Here is an 18,622-nt window from a genome sequence, read left to right as displayed (position 1 = left end):
GCGGAACAGCACTCCTTTTTTCGTCTAGCGAACACGAGCTATTTCGTGTAGCGCATCACCCCTTCTTGCACGGCGGTCGCCACTAAGTGACCTTGCTGGTTGTATATTTCGCCACGGACCAACCCACGAGTATTGCTCGCCGTTGGGCTCTCTATCGCATATAGAAGCCATTCATCCATCTTAAACGGGCGATGGAACCAGATAGAGTGGTCAATGGTGGCCACTTGAAAGTTAGGCGTCATTAATGAGACTTCATGTGGATGCATTGCTGTTACAAGGAATCCCCAATCGGATGCGTAGGCCAGAAGGTACTGGTGAATTAGCTGATTCTCTGGCATTTCACCATTAGCACGAATCCAAAGGTACTGTTTGGGTTCTGCTTTTTTGGGCTTCAAAGGGTTGATAACCGTAACGGGGCGAGTTTCGATTGGCTTTTCCCCGCAAAATGTTTTGCGTAAGCGTTTGGGTAGAAATTCTGCAATATGGCTTGCGAGCTCACTCTCTGAGGCAAAGTTTTCTGGACCAGGGATATCTGGCATTTCTTTTTGATGATCAAACCCAGGTTGATCGCCATGGTAGGATGCGGTTAGGTAAAAAATAGGGCGTCCATTTTGAATTGCCTTTACGCGTCTAGTGCTAAAGCTACGGCCATCTCTCAGATTTTCTACGTCATAAATAATAGGTTTTTCTGGATCGCCAGGGTACAAAAAATAGCTATGGAAGGAGTGTACCGTGCGTGTTTCTTCAACGGTGTAGCGTGCAGCAGAAAGTGCTTGCCCAATTACTTGACCGCCATAAACTTGAGGCAAACCTAGGTTTTCACTTTGGCCACGAAACAAGCCTTCTTCTAATTTTTCGAGTTGTAGTAGGCTGAGCAATTCTCGTAGTGGTTTACTCATTGTGTCTCCTCACCGTTGTCTTTCATTCCAAGTTACCTCAACAGCCTCACTCTTGTGAAGTGGTATAGTTAAGAACTATTGAGTAACTTAGAAATAGTATTGTTCCAATTATGAAACAAAATCAATTGTTTGATAAATTCTAACTCAGTCAAACTATTGTCAAATAAAGTGACAGGAAGCAGACAGTTTTATATTCCACACCTATAATTGCTTCGGTTTAATGCTCTTTTCGAGGAATATATGAAAAAAACACTACTACTTGTTACTTCTCTACTCTTTGGGGCTGCGTTAGTGGGTTGCCAAACTTCTCAAAATACAGAAATGGAATCTACAGAGGCGTCAATGAAGACGATTACAGGTACAGTGGCTTATCGCGAGCGGATTGCCTTGCCACCAAACGCAGTGGTTACTATTGCGTTAGAAGATGTGTCCTTGGCGGATGCGCCAGCAAAAGTGTTGGCGAAACAGACATTCGAAACAGAAGGTAAGCAAGTTCCTCTTTCTTTTGAGTTGAGTTACGACAGCAATGAAATCAAACCAAACCATCGTTACAGCGTTCGTGCTCGCATTGAGGTAGATGGAAAGCTGCGTTTTATCAGCGACACACATAACGGTGTTATTACAGATGAAGCACAAACTCACCAATTAGATATTCGTCTAGTTGGAACACGTTAATACGACGTACTGAGAACAAAAAATGGCAGCTTAAGGCTGCCATTTGTATTTTTTAAGTGAAGTTTTGCCAACTTCCGATACTTCAATCCCTTCTGCTTCTAATTTCTTTTTTTGTCGCTCTAAGTCTCGGCCTTTTAAAGATATTTTTCCTTGGCTATTTACCACTCTAAACCAGGGGAGTTTACTGCCTTCTGGTAAGTTGCCCAGTGCTTTACCAACATGTCTCGCATAGCCCGGATAACCGGCCATTTTTGCAATTTCCCCATAGGTGGAGACTTTTCCTTTTGGAATTTGGTGAATTACAGCAAAGATTTGCGCTAAAAATTGGTCCATACTCAAAAGTGTCTATTTTGGATTACTAAGGAATGGTAAACCATTGGACTTGTATATTGCTAACGGTTCTTAACCCTTGTGTTGCCAGCGACTCACTTTGAAGAATTACATTTTCTGTTCTTTAGTGTCGTTGGTTGATGAGCCTTAAACAGCATGAAGCAAACGCAAGCTAAGCTTGAATCTAGACCCTCTCAACGACTTTCAATCCCAGTTTTTGCCGTTGAGTTACCAAGTAGGTGGGGAAGCCAGGAGGCGCTATGATTTTATCGACACTTCAATTTTTCGTTACGACCTTACTCGCTGTTGTCTGCGTTCGGGCGATGAGTTTGAGCGAGGGTGACATTCCCGTTCTTGCACTTATGATCCCCGCGCTGTGGGTTCTGCCACAAGGTGGGTTCGCTGGCCTAGTATTACTGGGCGCGATGATGGCTTTTGGTGCGACACTCTCAATGCAGCCAATTGCTTTGTCGGTTGGTGTTTTGATCCTTTTCCCACTTTTAATGGTGGTATTTTCTCGTAGAAGCTCTTTAGGTGTGTTGCTCACCGCTGGTCTTATTGTACTTACACTGCAAGTTGGTCTTATGGTCACACAGCAAGGCGGTAAGCTGGATGGGTCTGCTTGGGTTACAGTGGTTCAAACCATTGCGGTTATGGCGATGTGGTGGTCGGCTGCGCATTGGACGCCATCCAATAAACACAGCTGGTGGCCGTTGTTTTTGTTGCTCCCATTGTGGATTGCAGGCCTACCGTACGCCGTTCTTATGGCGTTAAGTTTGACGGGAATGTTAGCGTCAATGGAAGCACTTGTGAAGCTTCAACATACCATTCGTTGGAGCAAATTATTATGTTGGACATTGCCGACTGTGGGTTTTGCCGCTTTAGTCGTCAGCCCGACCACGGATGTGCCAAACCCTGTTTTCGTGGTTTGGATCTGTTTGTTAGGGACGGCTTGGATGACTGACTATATTTTACGTAGTAGCGATGAACAGGCTGAATTATGAGTTTTTAGTCAGGTAAAAAGTGACATGTGCGGCAGAGTATCGAATTGGTTGTGGAACAAAATGGAGATTAGTATATGTTCTTCATTTCATATTTACTACACTTCCAATAATAATAACCACAATATAAGTGGTTGATTTAAGATAAGTTTGTCATGACAACTTTTGCTCGAACACTGTTGCTTTTTGCATGTTGCCTCTTGAGTTTGAATGTAAAATCCGAAGCCCCTTTAATTGCTCATTATAAAGTCGCGACTGAAGCGGATGATGTCGTCACTCGTGTTCTTTTCAATGCTGCTTCAAAGGAGTTTGGCTTTACCGTTCAATACGTGAACTACTCCAGCTTTGATGCCATTCTAAATTCAGTAGCGAATGGGGAAGCGGACTTTGCTGCGAATATCACTTACACACAAGAACGTGCTCAACGTTTTAGTTATTCCCGCCCAACAAATATCGAATATACCTACCTCTTTGGTTTAAAAGATTCGACGTTGAGTGACATTTCGCGTGTTGGCGTCCCCAAAGATACAGTTTATGCCCAATTACTTAAACAACACTACCCTGAGCTAGAACAGATCTCTTATCAAGGTCACGAACAAGCAGTAACACTGCTACGTTCAGGTGCTGTGGATGGCGTTGTCGATGCCATTAACCAGCTCAAGCCGATGCTGATGGAGGGGTTTGACGCCAAGATGCTCAATGATCAGATTTCGATAAAGCCCGTATCCATCATCAGTAAAAAAGATCATCATCTTGAAGAGTTGGACACGTTCGCTACGTTTATTCACGGGGAAGCGGTGCAAAAGCAGCTTCGCGAAGAAATTTCCCAGTATCAATTTGAATTAAGGCGAGCAGCGTTGCGTGATTCTATTCGTTTATTACCCCTTGATTTTAATGAACCAATACGGATTAAGCTCGAATCTATCTTTCCATATGTTGTATACAACGCAGATGGTAGTGTCGAAGGGATGACGGCTGATGTAGTCCTGAGAAGCTGTGAGATCTTGGCTTTAAACTGCTTGATCATTAGTGAGCCTGGTGAAAGCTGGGGTTCTATGTACCATGAGTTTATCCAAGGTAATTTCGAAATTTTGGCGCCGTTAACGGTCAGCCGTGAGCGGCGCGCATTTAGCTACTTTCCAAAGCCCCATTACGCGCCAGCATCGGTGATGGTCAAGCGTTTAGGTTACAAACCGAGCACATACTCTCATGTTTCACAGTTGATATCTGAGCGGATTGGCGTAGTTAAGGATGACTTTTTCGATCAAATGATGACGCAACTGTTACCGCTAAAAGAACTCAAACGTTATCGTACCCAACAAGAGCTCATTCAGGAGCTACTAAATGAAGAAGTCGATTACATTCCGATGGATACGGCGATGCTCAATCATTTTTTACGTCTCAGTGAATTGGTTCCGATAGAGCAGGATACCGCTATTGGCGAGTTTTATGAGTCACAACTCTCTGTTGGATTGGTCGCGAATGAAAAAGGAGCCATGCTTGCGCCTTTCTTCAGTCGAGCGATAGCGATGTTAGAAGTTGATAAGATCATTGCTCAGTACGATGTACGCCCAGATTGGCGTACCGCACTTGAATATGAGATTCGATTAGCGACGCAAACACAAGCTGTGTTTATCTTTGTATTATTGTTTGCTATTTGTGTTTCGCTTTATCTTTACCGTCAATCGAACACTGACAACTTAACAGGGTTAAGGAATCGTCGTGCGTTGCAAGTAAAGTATCGAAAAGGAGTAAACAAAGATCTATCCATACTTTACTTAGACATTAATCATTTCAAACGAATCAATGACACTTATGGTCATCGCGCTGGGGACGAAGTTTTACAACTACTGGCGCTAAAAATTCATTATGTCTGGTCGGGAAGATGTTATCGAATTGGAGGGGATGAGTTCATATTACTGGGTTATCCTACGCAAGCCGAGTTAACTAGAGCAATGAGAGAGCTCAGTAGAATCGATGTGAAAGGCAAATTATGTAGTGATTTGGAGTCTATAAGTATCTCTATTGGTTTCTCTGCAAAAAGGGAACGGCACATGAGCTTAGAGCAAGCGATGCATTTGGCTGATGAAGACATGTACATGAGTAAGCAGTCCTCACGGCACGACTCCTCTTATCGTGACTGCACGGTTTCATCATAAAGGAATGAATTGATCGAGTTTTGTTCAAACGGTAATGAAATGATGAAATTCAAGGTTTTTGCTCTTGCATTATGAGAGCTGATACTGAATAATCGCCCCATCGATTGAGGCAAGACCTCTCGAAAAGAATTATGGGGCTCTGGTCCTCTCGCAACAATAGCTCGTGAACTCGGTCAGGTCCGGAAGGAAGCAGCCGCAGCGTGTGACTTGTGTGCCGGGATGTGGCTGGGGTCCCACCCTTTGAAAGCCCTGCGTTATCGCAGGGCTTTTTTCGTTTTTGAGCCTTCTTTTATTTTGGCTACGCTTGGTGTTCAACGTCTTCTGATGATCAAGCTTCTTGAGGTTATTTAGGTATAATTTATAATCTCATCCGCTCGATACCGAACTTTCGTGAAGATTGTTTAGGGTACACTCGCCGAATAACCATTTTCACCTGGGATACTTTAATGATTTCAAAAAACCAATTAAAACTGCTTCGTGCTTTAGGTCAAAAGAAACAGCGTAAAGCGCATGGCTTATTCCTAGTTCAGGGTGAAAAGAACGTACTAGAGCTAGCAAGTAGTTCATTGAAGGTGAAGCAGGTTTTTGCAACAGCGGCATTTCTCGAACAAAATGCTGGTACGCTAAATCGTTTTGATTGTGTTGAAGCATCGCTTGATGAATTGACCAAAGCGAGCACGCTTGTGAGCAATAATGCGGCCATTGCTGTGGTTGAAATTCCGAGTGTAAAAGAGCCTCAAGCGAAAGGCTTGATGATTGCGCTAGATGGTGTATCCGACCCTGGTAATCTAGGTACGATTATTCGTGTTGCAGACTGGTATGGCATCAAGCACATTATTGCGAGTACAGATTGTGCTGATCCTTATAATCCTAAAACGATCAGTGCGACCATGGGCAGCTTTGGCCGCGTACAAGTGAGTTTGGTGGATTTGCCAAGTTACTTGGAACACGCCAAATTGCCAGTATATGGCGCGTTTTTGGAAGGAGAGAGCGTTCATAAAACGGATTTCGCTGCTGAAGGTATTTTGTTGATGGGCAGCGAATCTCATGGTGTGCGTGAAGCCGCAGCAAAATTCGTGACAGATAAGATCACGATTCCGGCGTTTGGCGGTGCCGAATCACTGAATGTCGCGATGGCGACTGGCATTATTTTAGACAACATGCGCCGCCAACATAGCTAACGCAACAATTACATAATAACAAAGCCAGTCAATTGACTGGCTTTGTTGTATTTTGCCTAGAAAAATCAGCCTGGCTGAATCTTGCGTTTAACGAAATACAGTGAATGTTGTTCGGTGAGTTAATTTTGTTTTAGTTCAATAGGCTGTGCCTATAAATAAAATTACTCCTTTCCATTTAGTAAAATCAGGAAATTAGGCGACACTTATCTAAAGGCCGCAATAAAATGCCCTTAAGGAGATAAGAATGCATTCATTAAAAGTAAAAGATTACATGACGTTGCAAGCGGTGACTTTCACGAAAGATATGTCACTTTCGGCAGCTTTAAACAAAGTAATGCAAAGTGTCACACTAGGTGGCCCTGTCATTGATGAAAATGAAAAAGTGGTTGGGTTTTTATCGGAGCAAGACTTATTAGATAAGTTGGTGAAAGCAAGTTATCACTGCCAAGATACACATACGGTACAAGAGTGTATGCATGATGATGTCTTATCTGTTTCTCCAGAAATGTCAGTAATTGAACTGGCTGACATGATGAAAGTTGGAAAGCCGAAAATGTATCCAGTGGTGGATGGCAAAGGTAAGTTGGTTGGTGTTATCACAAGAAGAGACGTGCTGCGTGCCATAGGAATGACATTAAATGAGTGTTTTAAGCATCCCGTTTAACCTCTCTGTTTAAACTTTACGGAATATTGCTTTTAAACTGGTTTGGAAAGACGCTTCGGCGTCTTTTTTATTTTCTATCGCCGAACTGTACAAATTTATCTTGACCTTGGAGCTTACTCTAAGGTTTATCCTTAGCAATAGGTAAATCACCGATACCAATAAGGAAAAAATTATGTGTACAAAACATCAAGGTTGCCAATCTAGCAAAATCAAAACTGCGGTGCCGCTTGGTGCAAGCGAGTCATGCTGTGCGCCAGTAAAATCTTCGCTCAATATCTCTCAGGCCAGTGTTGATGTTTCTGAAAGCTCTTGCTGTAGTGGAGGAGGCTGCAGCGTTGACACAGGCGAGGAAGACGATCCCACAAGGGAGAGTAATTCCTCCGTTCGGAACGCTTGGCTTGTGTCAGGTATGGATTGCCCATCTTGTGCGCAAAAGCTTGAGAAAGCCATTACGTCTTTACAAGGCGTCAGCCAAGCCAAGGTTTTGTTTGCAACAGAAAAACTGGTCGTCGATTTTGATGGTCTAGAGCTGATAGCTACGATAGAGCAGACAGCCCAAAAAACGGGTTTCCCGCTCTTTTCACTTGATGCTCCAAAACCAAGCACTACAAAGAAAGGCTGGCTTGGCGTCATAAGAGACAACATCCAAATTCTCTCGATTGCTGGTGCAATGGCTACTGCGGCAGTAATTTCTAAGATCGACCCTCAAATAAGCGCTTGGTTATTCACTTTGACGTGTTTACTTGGTTTATACCCAATCGCGCTCAAAGCATTTAAGTTGGCGCGTAGCGGTACGCCTTTTGCGATTGAAACGTTAATGAGTGTAGCGGCGCTCGGCGCTTTATATTTAGGTGAAACCGCCGAAGCCGCAATGGTGTTATTGCTTTTCCTTATTGGTGAAAAGTTAGAAGCATATGCATCATCTCGCGCGCGAAGCGGTGTCCAGGCGTTAATGGACTTAGTCCCAGAAAATTCAATTTTAATTATTGATGGTGAACGCAAAGAAGTACCAGCTGCGCAGCTTAAACCAGGGGATATCATAGAAGTCGCACCCGGAGGTCGTTTGCCTGCCGACGGTGTTTTGCAAGATGCGCTTGCGAGTTTTGACGAAAGTGCGTTAACGGGAGAATCTGTTCCCGTTGAACATCAAACCGGTGGCAAAGTGATGGCCGGGGCTGTGGTTGTCGATAAAGTGGTTCGTTTACAGGTGACTTCCCGTCAGGGCGAGAATGCGATAGATCGAATTCTTCATTTGATTGAAGAAGCAGAATCCCGTAAGGCACCATTAGAACGCTTTCTTGATAAATTTAGCCGTTGGTATACGCCACTAATGATGTTGGTGTCTCTGATGGTTATCGTTACGCCGCCATTACTATTTGCCCAACCGTGGGAAACGTGGATCTATCGAGGACTCGCCCTGCTGTTGATTGCTTGTCCATGTGCATTAGTCATTTCAACGCCTGCGGCGATCACTTCTGGCTTGGCGGCAGCGGCTAAGCGGGGCGCATTGATCAAAGGTGGAGCGGCGCTTGAGTTGCTTGGCAAGGTTGAGTCTGTCGCATTTGATAAAACTGGGACACTGACGCAAGGTAAACCAGAAGTGACCGACGTCTTTGCTTTTGATATGGATGAAGACAAGTTACTTAGCCTAACTGCGTCAATCGAGGTTGGTTCAAGTCATCCTCTAGCGGTTTCTTTAGTTACCAAAGTGCAAGAGCAGGGGCTTACTATTCCTGAAGCGTTGGATAAAACCGCGCAAGTAGGCTCTGGTGTCACTGGTTACGTCGATGGAAAAATGGTCCAAGTGGTCACGCCTTCAAAGGCAGACTTTCCACTTTCTCAAGAAGCCAAAGAGCAAGTGGTTACGTTGGAACAACAAGGTAAAACGGTTGTCATTGTTCGTTACGATGACGAGGTCATTGGCGTGATCGCATGGCAAGATACATTGCGCTCAGATGCCCAGCAAGCCATCGCAATGTTGAAGGAACTTGGGGTCACGTCGGTGATGCTAACGGGTGACAACCCGAGAAGTGCAGAAGCAATGGCAAATAGAATAGGCTTGGATTATAAAGCGAGTTTGTTACCTGCAGACAAGGTGCATTACGTCGAGAAACTATCACAACAACATACCGTTGCGATGGTGGGAGACGGTATCAATGATGCTCCAGCCATGAAAGCTTCGAGCATTGGTATTGCGATGGGAGGCGGTACGGATGTTGCGCTCGAGACTGCTGATGCGGCGTTAACACACAACCGGTTGATTGAGCTACCTGCCATGATAGAACTGTCGCGTGCGACGCTAAGTAACATTCGTCAGAATGTCGCGTTAGCGCTAGGTTTGAAAGGTGTATTCTTAGTGACAAGTTTACTTGGGGTTACTGGGTTGTGGGTTGCAGTATTAGCTGACAGTGGTGCAACAGCACTGGTGACATTGAATGCGTTGAGATTACTTCGTTTTGAGTCCAAACAGATCAAATAACTGACCTAACCAATGATCCCACTCATTAATAGCCCGAGGCATTCGTGTATCGGGCTTTTTTTAACCGTATTCACCTGATGCGATCAGACGTTTTTCTCGTCCTTGAAATCACGCATTGCTATGCAACAAAATGATCTAACGCCCCTTAAAGTGTGATCAATACCAGTTTTGTTTGAAATTTCATTTTCATTACATTTTGTCATTGTGATTGTGATCACTCTATGTTGGTGAAAGGTTCGCTACAGTGCATCTGTACCCAATAACTGATTAATGAGCTTATTGTTCATAAAATAAGCCACAATAAGGAGCGACTTATGTCTCAAGCTGTATTCCATTTAGGTGTTACTGAAGCTGATCTTAATGGTGCGACTCTAGCGATCATTCCTGGTGACCCAGCGCGTGTTCAAAAAATCGCAGAACAAATGGAAAATCCAGTATTTCTAGCAAGCCATCGTGAATACACGCTATACCGTGCAGAGTTAGACGGTAAACCTGTTGTGGTTTGTTCTACAGGTATTGGTGGTCCTTCTACCTCTATCGCAGTTGAGGAATTGGCACAGCTTGGTGTTCGTACTTTCCTACGTGTTGGTACAACGGGTGCAATTCAACCACATGTAAACGTGGGTGACATGATCGTAACGACGGGGTCAGTTCGTCTTGACGGTGCGAGCCTACACTTTGCTCCTATGGAATTCCCAGCAGTTGCTGACTTTGAAGTAGCAACCGCAATGAAAGCAGCAGTAGAAGAGTCTGGCGCTACAGTTCACATGGGTGTGACTGCATCAAGCGACACGTTCTACCCTGGTCAAGAACGTTACGATACGTTCTCTGGTCGTGTTGTTAAGCGTTTCCAAGGCTCTATGCAAGAATGGCAAGACATGGGCGTACTTAACTTCGAGATGGAGTCTGCAACACTGCTAACAATGTGTGCGAGCTCTGGTTTAAAAGCGGGTTGTGTGGCTGGTGTTATCATCAACCGTACACAAAAAGAGATTCCAGATCATTCAACTCTGAAAGAAACGGAAGCGCGTTCAATTAAAGTGGTTGTAGAAGCAGCGCGTAAAATGCTTTAAGCCGCTATAGTTGGCATTTAAACAAACAGAAAAAACCAGAGGCTAACCTCTGGTTTTTTTCTACTTATAGAAATGCGTACAGCTAAAATTTAGGTATAAAAAAAGCAGCATTAATGCTGCTTTTTATCGTTGTGAATTTTAGCTTTTCTTAATGGCACTATATCTCGTCTGAACCGCCCGCGTCTTTAAACCAAGCAGTTAAGTGCGTTCTTAAATCTTTAAGCTCATCAGGGCCAATCAGGGCTAGCCCTAAGTCTTCAGCACGAGTAATGTCATTGTGACGAAGAGGACGGAAGCTCACCAACATTGCGCGCGCTTGTAAGCCACCTAATAGATCGCGAAGCGATTCTAACTTATATAAAGTATCGTCGCCGTCATCTCTCATGCCTTTGGTTTTGCACTCGATGATGTGCAGCTTGTTGTTTACAACTGTTGCGACATCTAACTCATTGCGTACTTCACTTTCACCAAGTTTGCGATAAACCTGAACATTTAACGATCGATCTTGGATCGTCGGCATGGTGTCTTGGATTTGCTTCACGGTGCTGTGAACCAAAGTTTCTAACCACTCACCATTTGAAAAGCGTCGAGCATCTTCATCTGCAAACGTTAAAACGCCATTCTCATAGGTGGCGATTTCTGCTTCTACTAAATCTGAAAGCAACATGTTGAGCTCACGGTAGCCCTGCTGTTTTTCGGAGAGCTCGACATCAAGCTTTTGTTCTTTGCGGCATGTGGTTGCAAGGTAGTTAAGTGTTGCTAGACCTGGCCCAAGCTCAAGCGCATTTGAGGCCCATCGTTCACCAAGTTCATACAATTTTTTATCAAGAAGAGGTGGTAAATCAACGTGGTGAAACTCGCCGCGTGCACCAAAGATAGTGAGGTAATCTGCAATCGTAATGTGATCTTCGACTTGGGTATCTTCTTTGCCATCAGGGTATAACCAACAAAGCTTATCGCTACTAGGCTCTACCACAAAAATTGGCCAGCGATAGGTACGGAAAACTTCGTACACCGACAACAAGCGATGACGAAGACCACAGCTCGCGTTCAATTTTACATCTTCGCCGCGTTCATGGAGGTCTTTTGCCAGTTTTTGAATTGCTTGTTTGATCAGAGATGTATTAACAGCGGATGGAATTTCAAAAAATTCAGAAGTAATTTCTCGTTGATCTAAAACGGCACTCAGTCGGTCAAATATATCTAACTGGCTCTTGTCTCCGATGAAGACGATATGTGTGCTTAGCGTACGATTATCTAATAGAGGAGTGACCAATCTCACTGGGTCTTGGTCGATAATACCAACATGAACAGCCATAGATTTTCCTTTTTATGAGGCCGCTCGAAAAGAGTTGTGCAAGGGGATGAGCTGGCCTTATTAATCATATGTAGACATGGCCGACAAAAAACAAGGGCGACTTAACAAAAAGTCGCCCTTATACAGTTGATTGCACTAATTAATGCTCTTAGTTATAAAGTATTTATAACTTAAAGCGGTGGACCAATTCATTTTGCTGATGAGCCAAGTGGGTCAGTGATTCACTGGTTTGTGCGATACTCGACATGGCTTGGAAACTTTCATCGGCGATACTGTTGATATCTTCAATGCTGCGAGCAATGTCTGTTGATGTTTCACTTTGCTCTGCTGCTGCTTGTGAAATGTGCGTACTCATTTGGCTGATTTCGATGATTAGCGCCTGGATCTCTTCCATTGAGCTGTTCGCTTTTGATGCTTGCTCAACCGATATCTCCATATCGCTCATACAGCTTTGTATGACTTGGTTCGCCGATTGCGAGCTAGCTTGCAGATTACTGATCATGGATTCAATTTCAGTGGTTGATTGAGTCGTTCTTGATGCGAGCACTCGTACTTCATCTGCCACTACCGCGAAGCCGCGACCTTGTTCACCAGCGCGAGCCGCTTCAATTGCCGCGTTCAATGCCAGTAGGTTGGTTTGCTCCGCAATGTTGCGGATCACATCAAGGATAGACCCAATTTGACCACTCATCTTTTGTAGCTCAGAAACTGCGGAGACCGATTCGTTCAAACGTGTTTCTAGTTGATTAATGGTTGAGATGTTACTGCTCATAACATTTCTGCCTTCTTCAGAGGCAGATTCGACGCGTTGCACCATTTCTAGCGAGCCTTGCGCACTTTGCGCGACTTCCTGCACTGAATGAGACATTTCTGTCATCGCGGTAGCGACGTTTGCCGTTTGTTCGCGTTGAGAGCTCAATTTAATTTGTGCTTGCGAAGAGGTGCGTTCGTTGGTTGTCGCGGTTGACGATAGGTTTTCTGACGCTTCGTTGAGTTTCACCAAGATCTCGTGAAGGTTGTCGGCGAGTGAGTTAATGTGTCCACTCACACGGCTGAATTCGTTGTTATAGCGAATGTCGATACGCTGTGTCATATCACCTTCAGTCAGGCTTTCTAACACTTTTAGAATACGAGTCAACGGTTCGCGAACGCTTTGAGCGATGTGGTAGCCAATCGCTGTCGCGAGTAAAACGACAATAACGCCAATGATGATGGCTTTCGTTACACCCGCCGAATATATGTCACCTGCGTCTGCCAATGATTCATTGAGCTTATCTGTTGCGGTTGTCGTGAATTGCTCAAGAATCGCCATGGTTGAATCCACTTTATTTGCTAGGTTGGCGATATTGTTATACAAAGCGGCGCGAGCATTGAGGTAATTATTATGTTGGTCTAGCACACCGCCACGCATACCAACGTCACGAGTAAATTGCTCTACAGATTCGCCAAAAGCTTTTTCTAGCTCAGGAAGCTGAGTCACCAACCCGCGGAATGCGTAATTCAAGTGCGTTACTGCTTTGCGGTTTTTAGCTACGGCTTGCGTAACAAACTCAGGGTTGGAACTGGCGAGGGCATCAGAGGTAATTACTTCGGCATCTTTTAACTTGATAAAGTAGCTCTTTGCCATGACTTTGACAGAAATGCTGGTTTGATCTGCCACATATTCTTTAAGACCAACCGAAAGTTCGGTATTCAGTTTTTGGAAGCGGCGTGAGGATTTTTGCACTTCTTCTTGAGCCGCAAACATTGCTTCGTAGTTGTCCATGGCCTCTAGAGCTTCTGTAAAATAGCTCTGCTCTAACGTTTTTAACTGTGAAAACGGTTCGGCAAGAGAAGGGTAGATTTGGCTTGCGGTTTTCAGTTGAGCCAATGTGGATTCGAAGCGCTGTTGAGATCTAGCAAATTCCTGACGCATTTCATCCATGCGTTGTTTATTCTCTGTCGTCAGGAAGTCTTTAAATGATTTGTCGGCAGAAAGCAGCTCAACACTGGTTTGATTAGATAACGATACCAACGGTAGGGATGATTTAGAAACCGTGCCAAATTTTCCGTGAATATCACTCATTCCTCCCATCATAATGGCAATTGTGACGGCAAATAGGATGATGATCAGTGCAAAGCCGGCATACATCCTTTTAATAACTGAACCTCGCATAAGTGAGCTTCCTCTCCCAAAAATAGACAAGCTACCCAAGTATTTTTGAATTTACTTGGGTATAAAAATAATAATTGTCTTAAAAAAGTAACAAAATTCATTGGATTGTATTCAGTTTGTGATGCGCATTTTATGACGCACACGACAAAAAAAGCTTCGTTAATTAGCATTTGATTAATAATGTTAAGTGAACACTGTTTTTATTGAGCTCCGCTTTTGGTTGGCGCATACTAATTGGGGTCTAATTACGTTTATAAAATGGAGTCCTCATGGCGGAAGAAACGATCTTTAGTAAAATTATTCGCAAGGAAATCCCTGCCGATATCCTTTATCAAGATGATTTGGTGACTGCGTTTCGCGACATTAACCCTCGCACACCAAGCCATATTCTCATTATTCCGAATAAACTGATCCCAACAACGAATGATGTAGAAGCTGAAGATGAAGCAATGATGGGGCGTTTGTTCACTGTTGCTAGAAAGTTAGCGAAAGAAGAAGGTATTGCTGAAGACGGCTATCGCCTAATCGTTAATTGTAATCCACATGGTGGCCAAGAGGTTTACCATATTCACATGCACCTACTAGGCGGCCGCCCTCTAGGTCCAATGGTATTGAGCTAAGCTTTTAAAAGTGGGTGGCGATTCACCCACTTCTTTTTCCTGTCGAATGACACATTTGTGGAGATAAATGTGAAACTAGGTGTAAAGCTGTTAGGGCTGATGAGCTGGGCTTTAATGGCCTCTGGCTGTGCGAATTTATCTGCGGGCAATCTGTTTAGCCATTACAGCAACCAGAATCAAGAAGTTTATCAAGCCGTTGTTGCAGGGGAATATGCCAAAGCAAAACAACTTCAATCAAGTGAAGTGGGTGGCGAGATACTTGGCAATTTTGAAAAAGGTCGTATCTCTTTTCTTGCTGAAGATTACCCAACAAGTTTAAATGCGCTAGAAAGCAGCGATCGTGCTGTACGTGTTCAACAAGATCGTGCGACGATATCTGTGTCAGACACGGCAACGAGCGTCGGCTCTCTCGCAGTGAACGACAATCTCCAAGACTATCATCCCGCCGATTACGAACTTGGCTTTTTGCACCTGTATCTAGGACTAAATTACTTACAGAAAAACGATTTAGAAGGGGCACTAGTTGAAGTGCGTCGAGCTAATCAAGTTCAGGAAGCAGCAAGAAAGGCGCGTGAAAAAGAGCTAAAAGCAGCAGAGAAAGACCTTAACAAGCAAGGCATGTCTGCCAATTTAGGCAGTGTGTTAGCGAACTACCCTGATGCTGGTAAAAAACTAAGCGCGGTACAAAATGGTTATCTGTTCTATCTTTCTGGCTTGTTATATGAAGCGTCGCGAGACTTAAACAGTGCTTATGTTGATTACCGACGAGCACTCGCTGTAATGCCAGACAACAAGCAAGTTGTGGAAAGCACCTTATACGCTGCTAAGAAGCTGGGCATGCGTGAAGACTTGCGCATGCTAGAGAAGCGGTATGGCAAAGCACCTTCTGGATTAACTCAGTCACAAGGGCGAGTCATCGTTATTGATGAGCAGGGTGTTGTTGAGGCGATGAAAGGGTGGCGTATTGATTTACCGATTTACGACAGTCGCGATAATGGCGCGATTTATTCGTTGGCGCTTCCTTATTATCAGAACCGAGGTGCTCAACGTTTTAGCGATGTTGTTTTAAATGGTCAGGTATTGCCTTCCAGTACGCTGACTGATGTTAATGCGATGGCGCAAAACGATCTTAATGAACGTCTTACTACAATAGTGATCCGTCAAGCTCTTCGTGTTTGGGCAAAAGATCGAATCCGAAAAGAGGCGGCGAAAAAAGGCGATGATGTGGGCAACATACTTTTCAATGTATGGAACACATTGACCGAACAGCCAGATACAAGAAGTTGGCAAACATTGCCAGCGCAAGTGAAAACGGCTTCAAAAATCGTGAAACCGGGAACACAAAGTTTAAACTTGGGTGATCAAACCTATCAGTTTGAAGTGCCTGCACAGCAGACTACATTGGTATGGGTATCTCGTCAGGGAGCACACTCAACCGTGTGGCATAAACAGCTAGGGAGACTGTAATGAAAGCATGGCTTGCTTGTTTAGCAATGGCTATTGGTTTAGTTGGATGCGCCGAAAACACGGCTGGTATTCGAATTGATGGCCAAACGCAAAAAGTATTTTTTAATGATAACGTTTTAGGTAGTCGCTTATTAGTTGACAACATCACCACCACTTACGTTGATGATCGCCCACGAGGAGTCGTGCAGCTGAGTAGCAATTACAAAGGTGATCAGCACATTCTTTACCGATTTTATTGGTATGACAACAATGGTTTAGAAGTGAATACCAAACCTGGTCCGTGGCGAAAAATGATTGTGCGAGGATTTGAGCAAGTCACGTTATCTGAAGTTACTGTGAATCCAAATGGCACAAAATTCCGTGTGCAAATTAGAGAAGCACAAGACGATTAATCTTAACGGCTCTGCCGAAGCTGCCGCGCTAACGATGCGCTGGTATTGAAAAACTAAGGAACTCTCATGAAAAAAAGTATTATTGCTCTTTTAGGTCTTGCCGTCATTTTAGGTGGCTGTTCTAACAAAGTCTCTTACGGCGATGCGCAAGCAACAGAAACCACGACTATCGATTTTGGCTCAACAGATTTACAAAAAATCGCGGCTGAAATGGTGGATAGCATGATGATGTCGGGCTCTGTAGCAGCAATTACTCGTGACCAACGTCCTATCGTTTTTGTTGAGCGAATTAAGAACAAAACCAGTGAACATATTGACACTGAATCCATTACTGACACGATCTCTACTAAGATGTTGAACTCAGGTAAGTTCCGCTTTGTTGATATGGATCGTGTTGAGTCTGTGCGTGAACAACTTAACTTCCAAAACACGGATGAGCTTGTTAACCAAAGCACAGCGATCCAATTTGGTAAAATGGTTGGTGCTCAATACATGCTTTACGGCAACCTATCTAGCATTGTGAAAAATGCAGGTAGCGATAAAGATGTATACTACAAGATGACCATGCGCCTAATGGACCTAGAAACAGGTTTGATTGAGTGGGCGGATGAAACTGAAATTCGTAAAGCGCAATCTAAGAGCCTATTCGGTCTTTAATCGAACAGGGTGGAGAAGTCATCAATGGCATGGTTTTCTTGGCAACAAGCAAAACAGTTAGATCCGAGTCTTAACGCTCTCGATGGCTTCTTTACGGAGCCTCCGGTAAAAGTACAAACTATTACCGGGGGGCTAACCAACCGCTGTTGGCGGTTGGAATCTTCTCAAGGCCTTGCATACATCTGGCGACCGACCAGTCATGTCTGCAAGGCTTTTTCAATTTCTCGTCACAGTGAATATCAAGTGCTGAATGCAGTCTCTTCATTGGAAATTGGCCCCAAGCCAGTTTTTATTCATGAGCAAGGGTTGCTGGTGGAATGGATAGAAGGAGAGGCACTGACGGAGTTAGGCTTAGTACTAAGCTATTTATTATCCATTGCGGCGAAGATTCATCAATATCCGATAAGCGCAATTCCTTTGGTTCCATTTTCATATATTTCTCGCATCGATCATTATTGGCTTGAGCTTGATGGTCAGTATGTGGGTACGGAGTTTGAGGCTTTGTACATGAAGTGGCGCACGGAACCGAACGTTGCACCTGTTCCGCTTGCCCTATGTCACTTCGATCTGGGGTGTTACAACCTAGTGCGAGGGGAGAGTGGGGTGAAAGTCATTGATTGGGAGTATGCCGGGATTGCTGACCCTAGGCTTGATTTGACCTTAACTATTCAGGTCGCGAATGCGCCTGTGGATGAAGCGGTAAAGCAGTATTGCCAACTTCGAGGTATCGAAGATGTGTCTCTTTGGATGAGAGGTGTACACGCTTGGCAACCAAGAACCTTGGTGATGGCGATGCTCTGGTATCTACTTGCCTATAAATTGTGGGGAGATGAACAATACTTAAACAGTGCGTATGAGTTGAAAGGCTCATTGTGTATGGAAGATCACTGTTTTGAGAACTCGTGATATTTTCCTCTTTAACAGTAAGGAAATAGTGGTAGTTTTAATAAAAGTACCAGATACACACAGGGAGAGGTACAGATGATTATTTACTTACACGGCTTTGACAGTACAAGCCCGGGTAACCACGAAAAAGTTCTTCAACTGCAATTTATCGACGACGACGTTCGTTTTATCAATTACAGCACCCTTCACCCAAAGCACGACATGCAACACTTGTTAAAAGAAGTGTCTAAAGTTATCGATCAATCTGATGACCCAAACCCGTTAATCTGTGGGGTTGGTTTAGGTGGTTACTGGTCTGAGCGAATTGGTTTTCTATGCGGTATCAAGCAAGTGATGTTCAACCCGAACTTGCACCCAGAAAAAACGATGGCTGGTCGAATCGATCGCCCAGAAGAGTACGAAGATATCGCAACAAAATGTGTTGATCAGTTCCGAGCGAAAAATCAAGCTCACTGCTTAGTGATTCTCTCTAAAGATGATGAAGTGCATGACAATTCGAAAACGGCAGCTGAGCTAGAAAAACACTATCAAATCATTTGGGATGAAACTCAGTCTCATAAGTTCAAAAAAATCTCTCATCATTTACAAGCGATAAAGGCATTTAAAAATACTTATTAATGTTGAGTGTAGACAGTAAAGCGGCGTT

Annotated in this window: 17 protein-coding genes and 1 other RNA gene; 14 read left to right on the top strand and 4 right to left on the bottom strand. The window is 44.0% G+C overall.

The features are described 5' to 3' along the window. Positions 1-38 precede the first annotated feature (38 nt). Positions 39-899, bottom strand: coding sequence for an acyl-CoA thioesterase II (tesB, locus tag R7Z41_RS01905; RefSeq protein WP_005378575.1), 861 nt, complete (start codon positions 897-899; stop codon positions 39-41). A 240-nt stretch (positions 900-1,139) separates the two neighbouring features. Here tesB and R7Z41_RS01900 point away from each other — a divergent pair, with 240 nt between their 5' ends. After that, positions 1,140-1,574 carry a YbaY family lipoprotein gene (locus tag R7Z41_RS01900; protein WP_005378572.1) on the top strand — a complete coding sequence of 145 codons (435 nt, stop codon included), beginning with the start codon at positions 1,140-1,142 and terminating at the stop codon, positions 1,572-1,574. Positions 1,575-1,604: 30 nt separating this feature from the next. On the opposite strand, the gene R7Z41_RS01895 is transcribed toward R7Z41_RS01900, so the two are convergent. After that, entirely contained in the window at positions 1,605-1,907 is a 303-nt protein-coding gene (locus R7Z41_RS01895) for a DNA base-flipping protein (protein WP_005378570.1), read from the bottom strand. Between the two features lie 257 nt (positions 1,908-2,164). Between R7Z41_RS01895 and R7Z41_RS01890 the strand changes: the two genes are divergently transcribed. The 7 genes from R7Z41_RS01890 (at position 2,165) to udp (ending at position 10,461) form a co-directional block, all read left to right on the top strand. Further along, entirely contained in the window at positions 2,165-2,908 is a 744-nt protein-coding gene (locus R7Z41_RS01890) for a hypothetical protein (RefSeq protein ID WP_169628357.1), read from the top strand. A gap of 152 nt (positions 2,909-3,060) precedes the next feature. Continuing rightward, a complete protein-coding gene (locus tag R7Z41_RS01885; RefSeq protein WP_225477377.1) occupies positions 3,061-5,064 on the top strand; it encodes a GGDEF domain-containing protein in 2,004 nt (667 codons plus the stop codon). Between the two features lie 137 nt (positions 5,065-5,201). Beyond that, positions 5,202-5,298: signal recognition particle sRNA small type (gene ffs, locus R7Z41_RS01880), an RNA gene on the top strand. Between the two features lie 212 nt (positions 5,299-5,510). Then, a complete protein-coding gene (locus R7Z41_RS01875; protein WP_005378485.1) occupies positions 5,511-6,245 on the top strand; it encodes an RNA methyltransferase in 735 nt (244 codons plus the stop codon). A 244-nt stretch (positions 6,246-6,489) separates the two neighbouring features. Continuing rightward, positions 6,490-6,909, top strand: coding sequence for a CBS domain-containing protein (locus tag R7Z41_RS01870; protein ID WP_005378483.1), 420 nt, complete (start codon positions 6,490-6,492; stop codon positions 6,907-6,909). 172 nt (positions 6,910-7,081) lie between these two features. Next, positions 7,082-9,388, top strand: coding sequence for a zinc/cadmium/mercury/lead-transporting ATPase (locus R7Z41_RS01865; protein WP_025766942.1), 2,307 nt, complete (start codon positions 7,082-7,084; stop codon positions 9,386-9,388). Between the two features lie 314 nt (positions 9,389-9,702). Continuing rightward, positions 9,703-10,461 (top strand): uridine phosphorylase, encoded by a 759-nt coding sequence (gene udp, locus R7Z41_RS01860; RefSeq protein WP_005378479.1) that lies wholly within the window; start codon positions 9,703-9,705, stop codon positions 10,459-10,461. Positions 10,462-10,618: 157 nt separating this feature from the next. Here udp and R7Z41_RS01855 read toward each other — a convergent pair whose 3' ends face one another. Together R7Z41_RS01855 and R7Z41_RS01850 are read right to left on the bottom strand one after the other, a co-directional pair. Then, positions 10,619-11,779: a DUF1887 family protein gene (locus R7Z41_RS01855; RefSeq protein ID WP_005378476.1), complete on the bottom strand. Its 1,161-nt coding sequence runs from the start codon at positions 11,777-11,779 to the stop codon at positions 10,619-10,621. A gap of 163 nt (positions 11,780-11,942) precedes the next feature. Further along, the gene (locus tag R7Z41_RS01850; RefSeq protein ID WP_025766941.1) at positions 11,943-13,934 is read right to left on the bottom strand and encodes a methyl-accepting chemotaxis protein; all 1,992 of its coding nucleotides are present in this window, start codon (positions 13,932-13,934) and stop codon (positions 11,943-11,945) included. A 269-nt stretch (positions 13,935-14,203) separates the two neighbouring features. Between R7Z41_RS01850 and hinT the strand changes: the two genes are divergently transcribed. The 6 genes from hinT to ycfP all read left to right on the top strand — a co-directional run bounded on the left by hinT (position 14,204) and on the right by ycfP (position 18,594). Beyond that, a complete protein-coding gene (gene hinT, locus R7Z41_RS01845) occupies positions 14,204-14,554 on the top strand; it encodes a purine nucleoside phosphoramidase (RefSeq protein ID WP_005378473.1) in 351 nt (116 codons plus the stop codon). A gap of 69 nt (positions 14,555-14,623) precedes the next feature. After that, positions 14,624-16,021 carry a COG3014 family protein gene (locus R7Z41_RS01840; protein ID WP_025766940.1) on the top strand — a complete coding sequence of 466 codons (1,398 nt, stop codon included), beginning with the start codon at positions 14,624-14,626 and terminating at the stop codon, positions 16,019-16,021. Beyond that, complete coding sequence (locus R7Z41_RS01835) at positions 16,021-16,413, top strand: YcfL family protein (RefSeq protein ID WP_025766939.1); 393 nt, start codon at positions 16,021-16,023, stop codon at positions 16,411-16,413. The genes R7Z41_RS01840 and R7Z41_RS01835 overlap by 1 nt, the downstream gene beginning before the upstream one ends. Before the next feature lie 66 nt (positions 16,414-16,479). Then, positions 16,480-17,070 carry a penicillin-binding protein activator LpoB gene (lpoB, locus tag R7Z41_RS01830; protein ID WP_005378467.1) on the top strand — a complete coding sequence of 197 codons (591 nt, stop codon included), beginning with the start codon at positions 16,480-16,482 and terminating at the stop codon, positions 17,068-17,070. Between the two features lie 24 nt (positions 17,071-17,094). Further along, positions 17,095-17,976: a thiamine kinase gene (thiK, locus tag R7Z41_RS01825; RefSeq protein ID WP_025766938.1), complete on the top strand. Its 882-nt coding sequence runs from the start codon at positions 17,095-17,097 to the stop codon at positions 17,974-17,976. A gap of 75 nt (positions 17,977-18,051) precedes the next feature. After that, positions 18,052-18,594, top strand: coding sequence for an alpha/beta hydrolase YcfP (gene ycfP / locus R7Z41_RS01820; protein WP_005378464.1), 543 nt, complete (start codon positions 18,052-18,054; stop codon positions 18,592-18,594). The last annotated feature ends 28 nt before the right edge of the window (positions 18,595-18,622 follow it).

Origin of the sequence: Vibrio sp. 1457 (assembly GCF_033340195.1) — a bacterium.
In the GTDB taxonomy this organism is placed as follows: Bacteria; Pseudomonadota; Gammaproteobacteria; order Enterobacterales; family Vibrionaceae; genus Vibrio; species Vibrio alginolyticus.
Note: the sequence above shows the minus strand (reverse complement) of the source record. Positions and strands in the feature narration are given on the sequence as shown.

Excerpts from the sequence above, each read along its gene's own strand:
- R7Z41_RS01875 (WP_005378485.1), top strand. The coding sequence starts at position 5,511 with ATGATTTCAAAAAACCAATTAAAACTGCTTCGTGCTTTAGGTCAAAAG.
- lpoB (WP_005378467.1), top strand. The coding sequence starts at position 16,480 with ATGAAAAAAAGTATTATTGCTCTTTTAGGTCTTGCCGTCATTTTAGGT.
- R7Z41_RS01850 (WP_025766941.1), bottom strand. The coding sequence starts at position 13,934 with ATGCGAGGTTCAGTTATTAAAAGGATGTATGCCGGCTTTGCACTGATC.
- R7Z41_RS01865 (WP_025766942.1), top strand. The coding sequence starts at position 7,082 with ATGTGTACAAAACATCAAGGTTGCCAATCTAGCAAAATCAAAACTGCG.
- R7Z41_RS01855 (WP_005378476.1), bottom strand. The coding sequence starts at position 11,779 with ATGGCTGTTCATGTTGGTATTATCGACCAAGACCCAGTGAGATTGGTC.
- R7Z41_RS01870 (WP_005378483.1), top strand. The coding sequence starts at position 6,490 with ATGCATTCATTAAAAGTAAAAGATTACATGACGTTGCAAGCGGTGACT.
- R7Z41_RS01885 (WP_225477377.1), top strand. The coding sequence starts at position 3,061 with ATGACAACTTTTGCTCGAACACTGTTGCTTTTTGCATGTTGCCTCTTG.
- ycfP (WP_005378464.1), top strand. The coding sequence starts at position 18,052 with ATGATTATTTACTTACACGGCTTTGACAGTACAAGCCCGGGTAACCAC.
- R7Z41_RS01900 (WP_005378572.1), top strand. The coding sequence starts at position 1,140 with ATGAAAAAAACACTACTACTTGTTACTTCTCTACTCTTTGGGGCTGCG.
- R7Z41_RS01890 (WP_169628357.1), top strand. The coding sequence starts at position 2,165 with ATGATTTTATCGACACTTCAATTTTTCGTTACGACCTTACTCGCTGTT.
- hinT (WP_005378473.1), top strand. The coding sequence starts at position 14,204 with ATGGCGGAAGAAACGATCTTTAGTAAAATTATTCGCAAGGAAATCCCT.
- tesB (WP_005378575.1), bottom strand. The coding sequence starts at position 899 with ATGAGTAAACCACTACGAGAATTGCTCAGCCTACTACAACTCGAAAAA.
- udp (WP_005378479.1), top strand. The coding sequence starts at position 9,703 with ATGTCTCAAGCTGTATTCCATTTAGGTGTTACTGAAGCTGATCTTAAT.
- R7Z41_RS01835 (WP_025766939.1), top strand. The coding sequence starts at position 16,021 with ATGAAAGCATGGCTTGCTTGTTTAGCAATGGCTATTGGTTTAGTTGGA.
- thiK (WP_025766938.1), top strand. The coding sequence starts at position 17,095 with ATGGCATGGTTTTCTTGGCAACAAGCAAAACAGTTAGATCCGAGTCTT.
- R7Z41_RS01895 (WP_005378570.1), bottom strand. The coding sequence starts at position 1,907 with ATGGACCAATTTTTAGCGCAAATCTTTGCTGTAATTCACCAAATTCCA.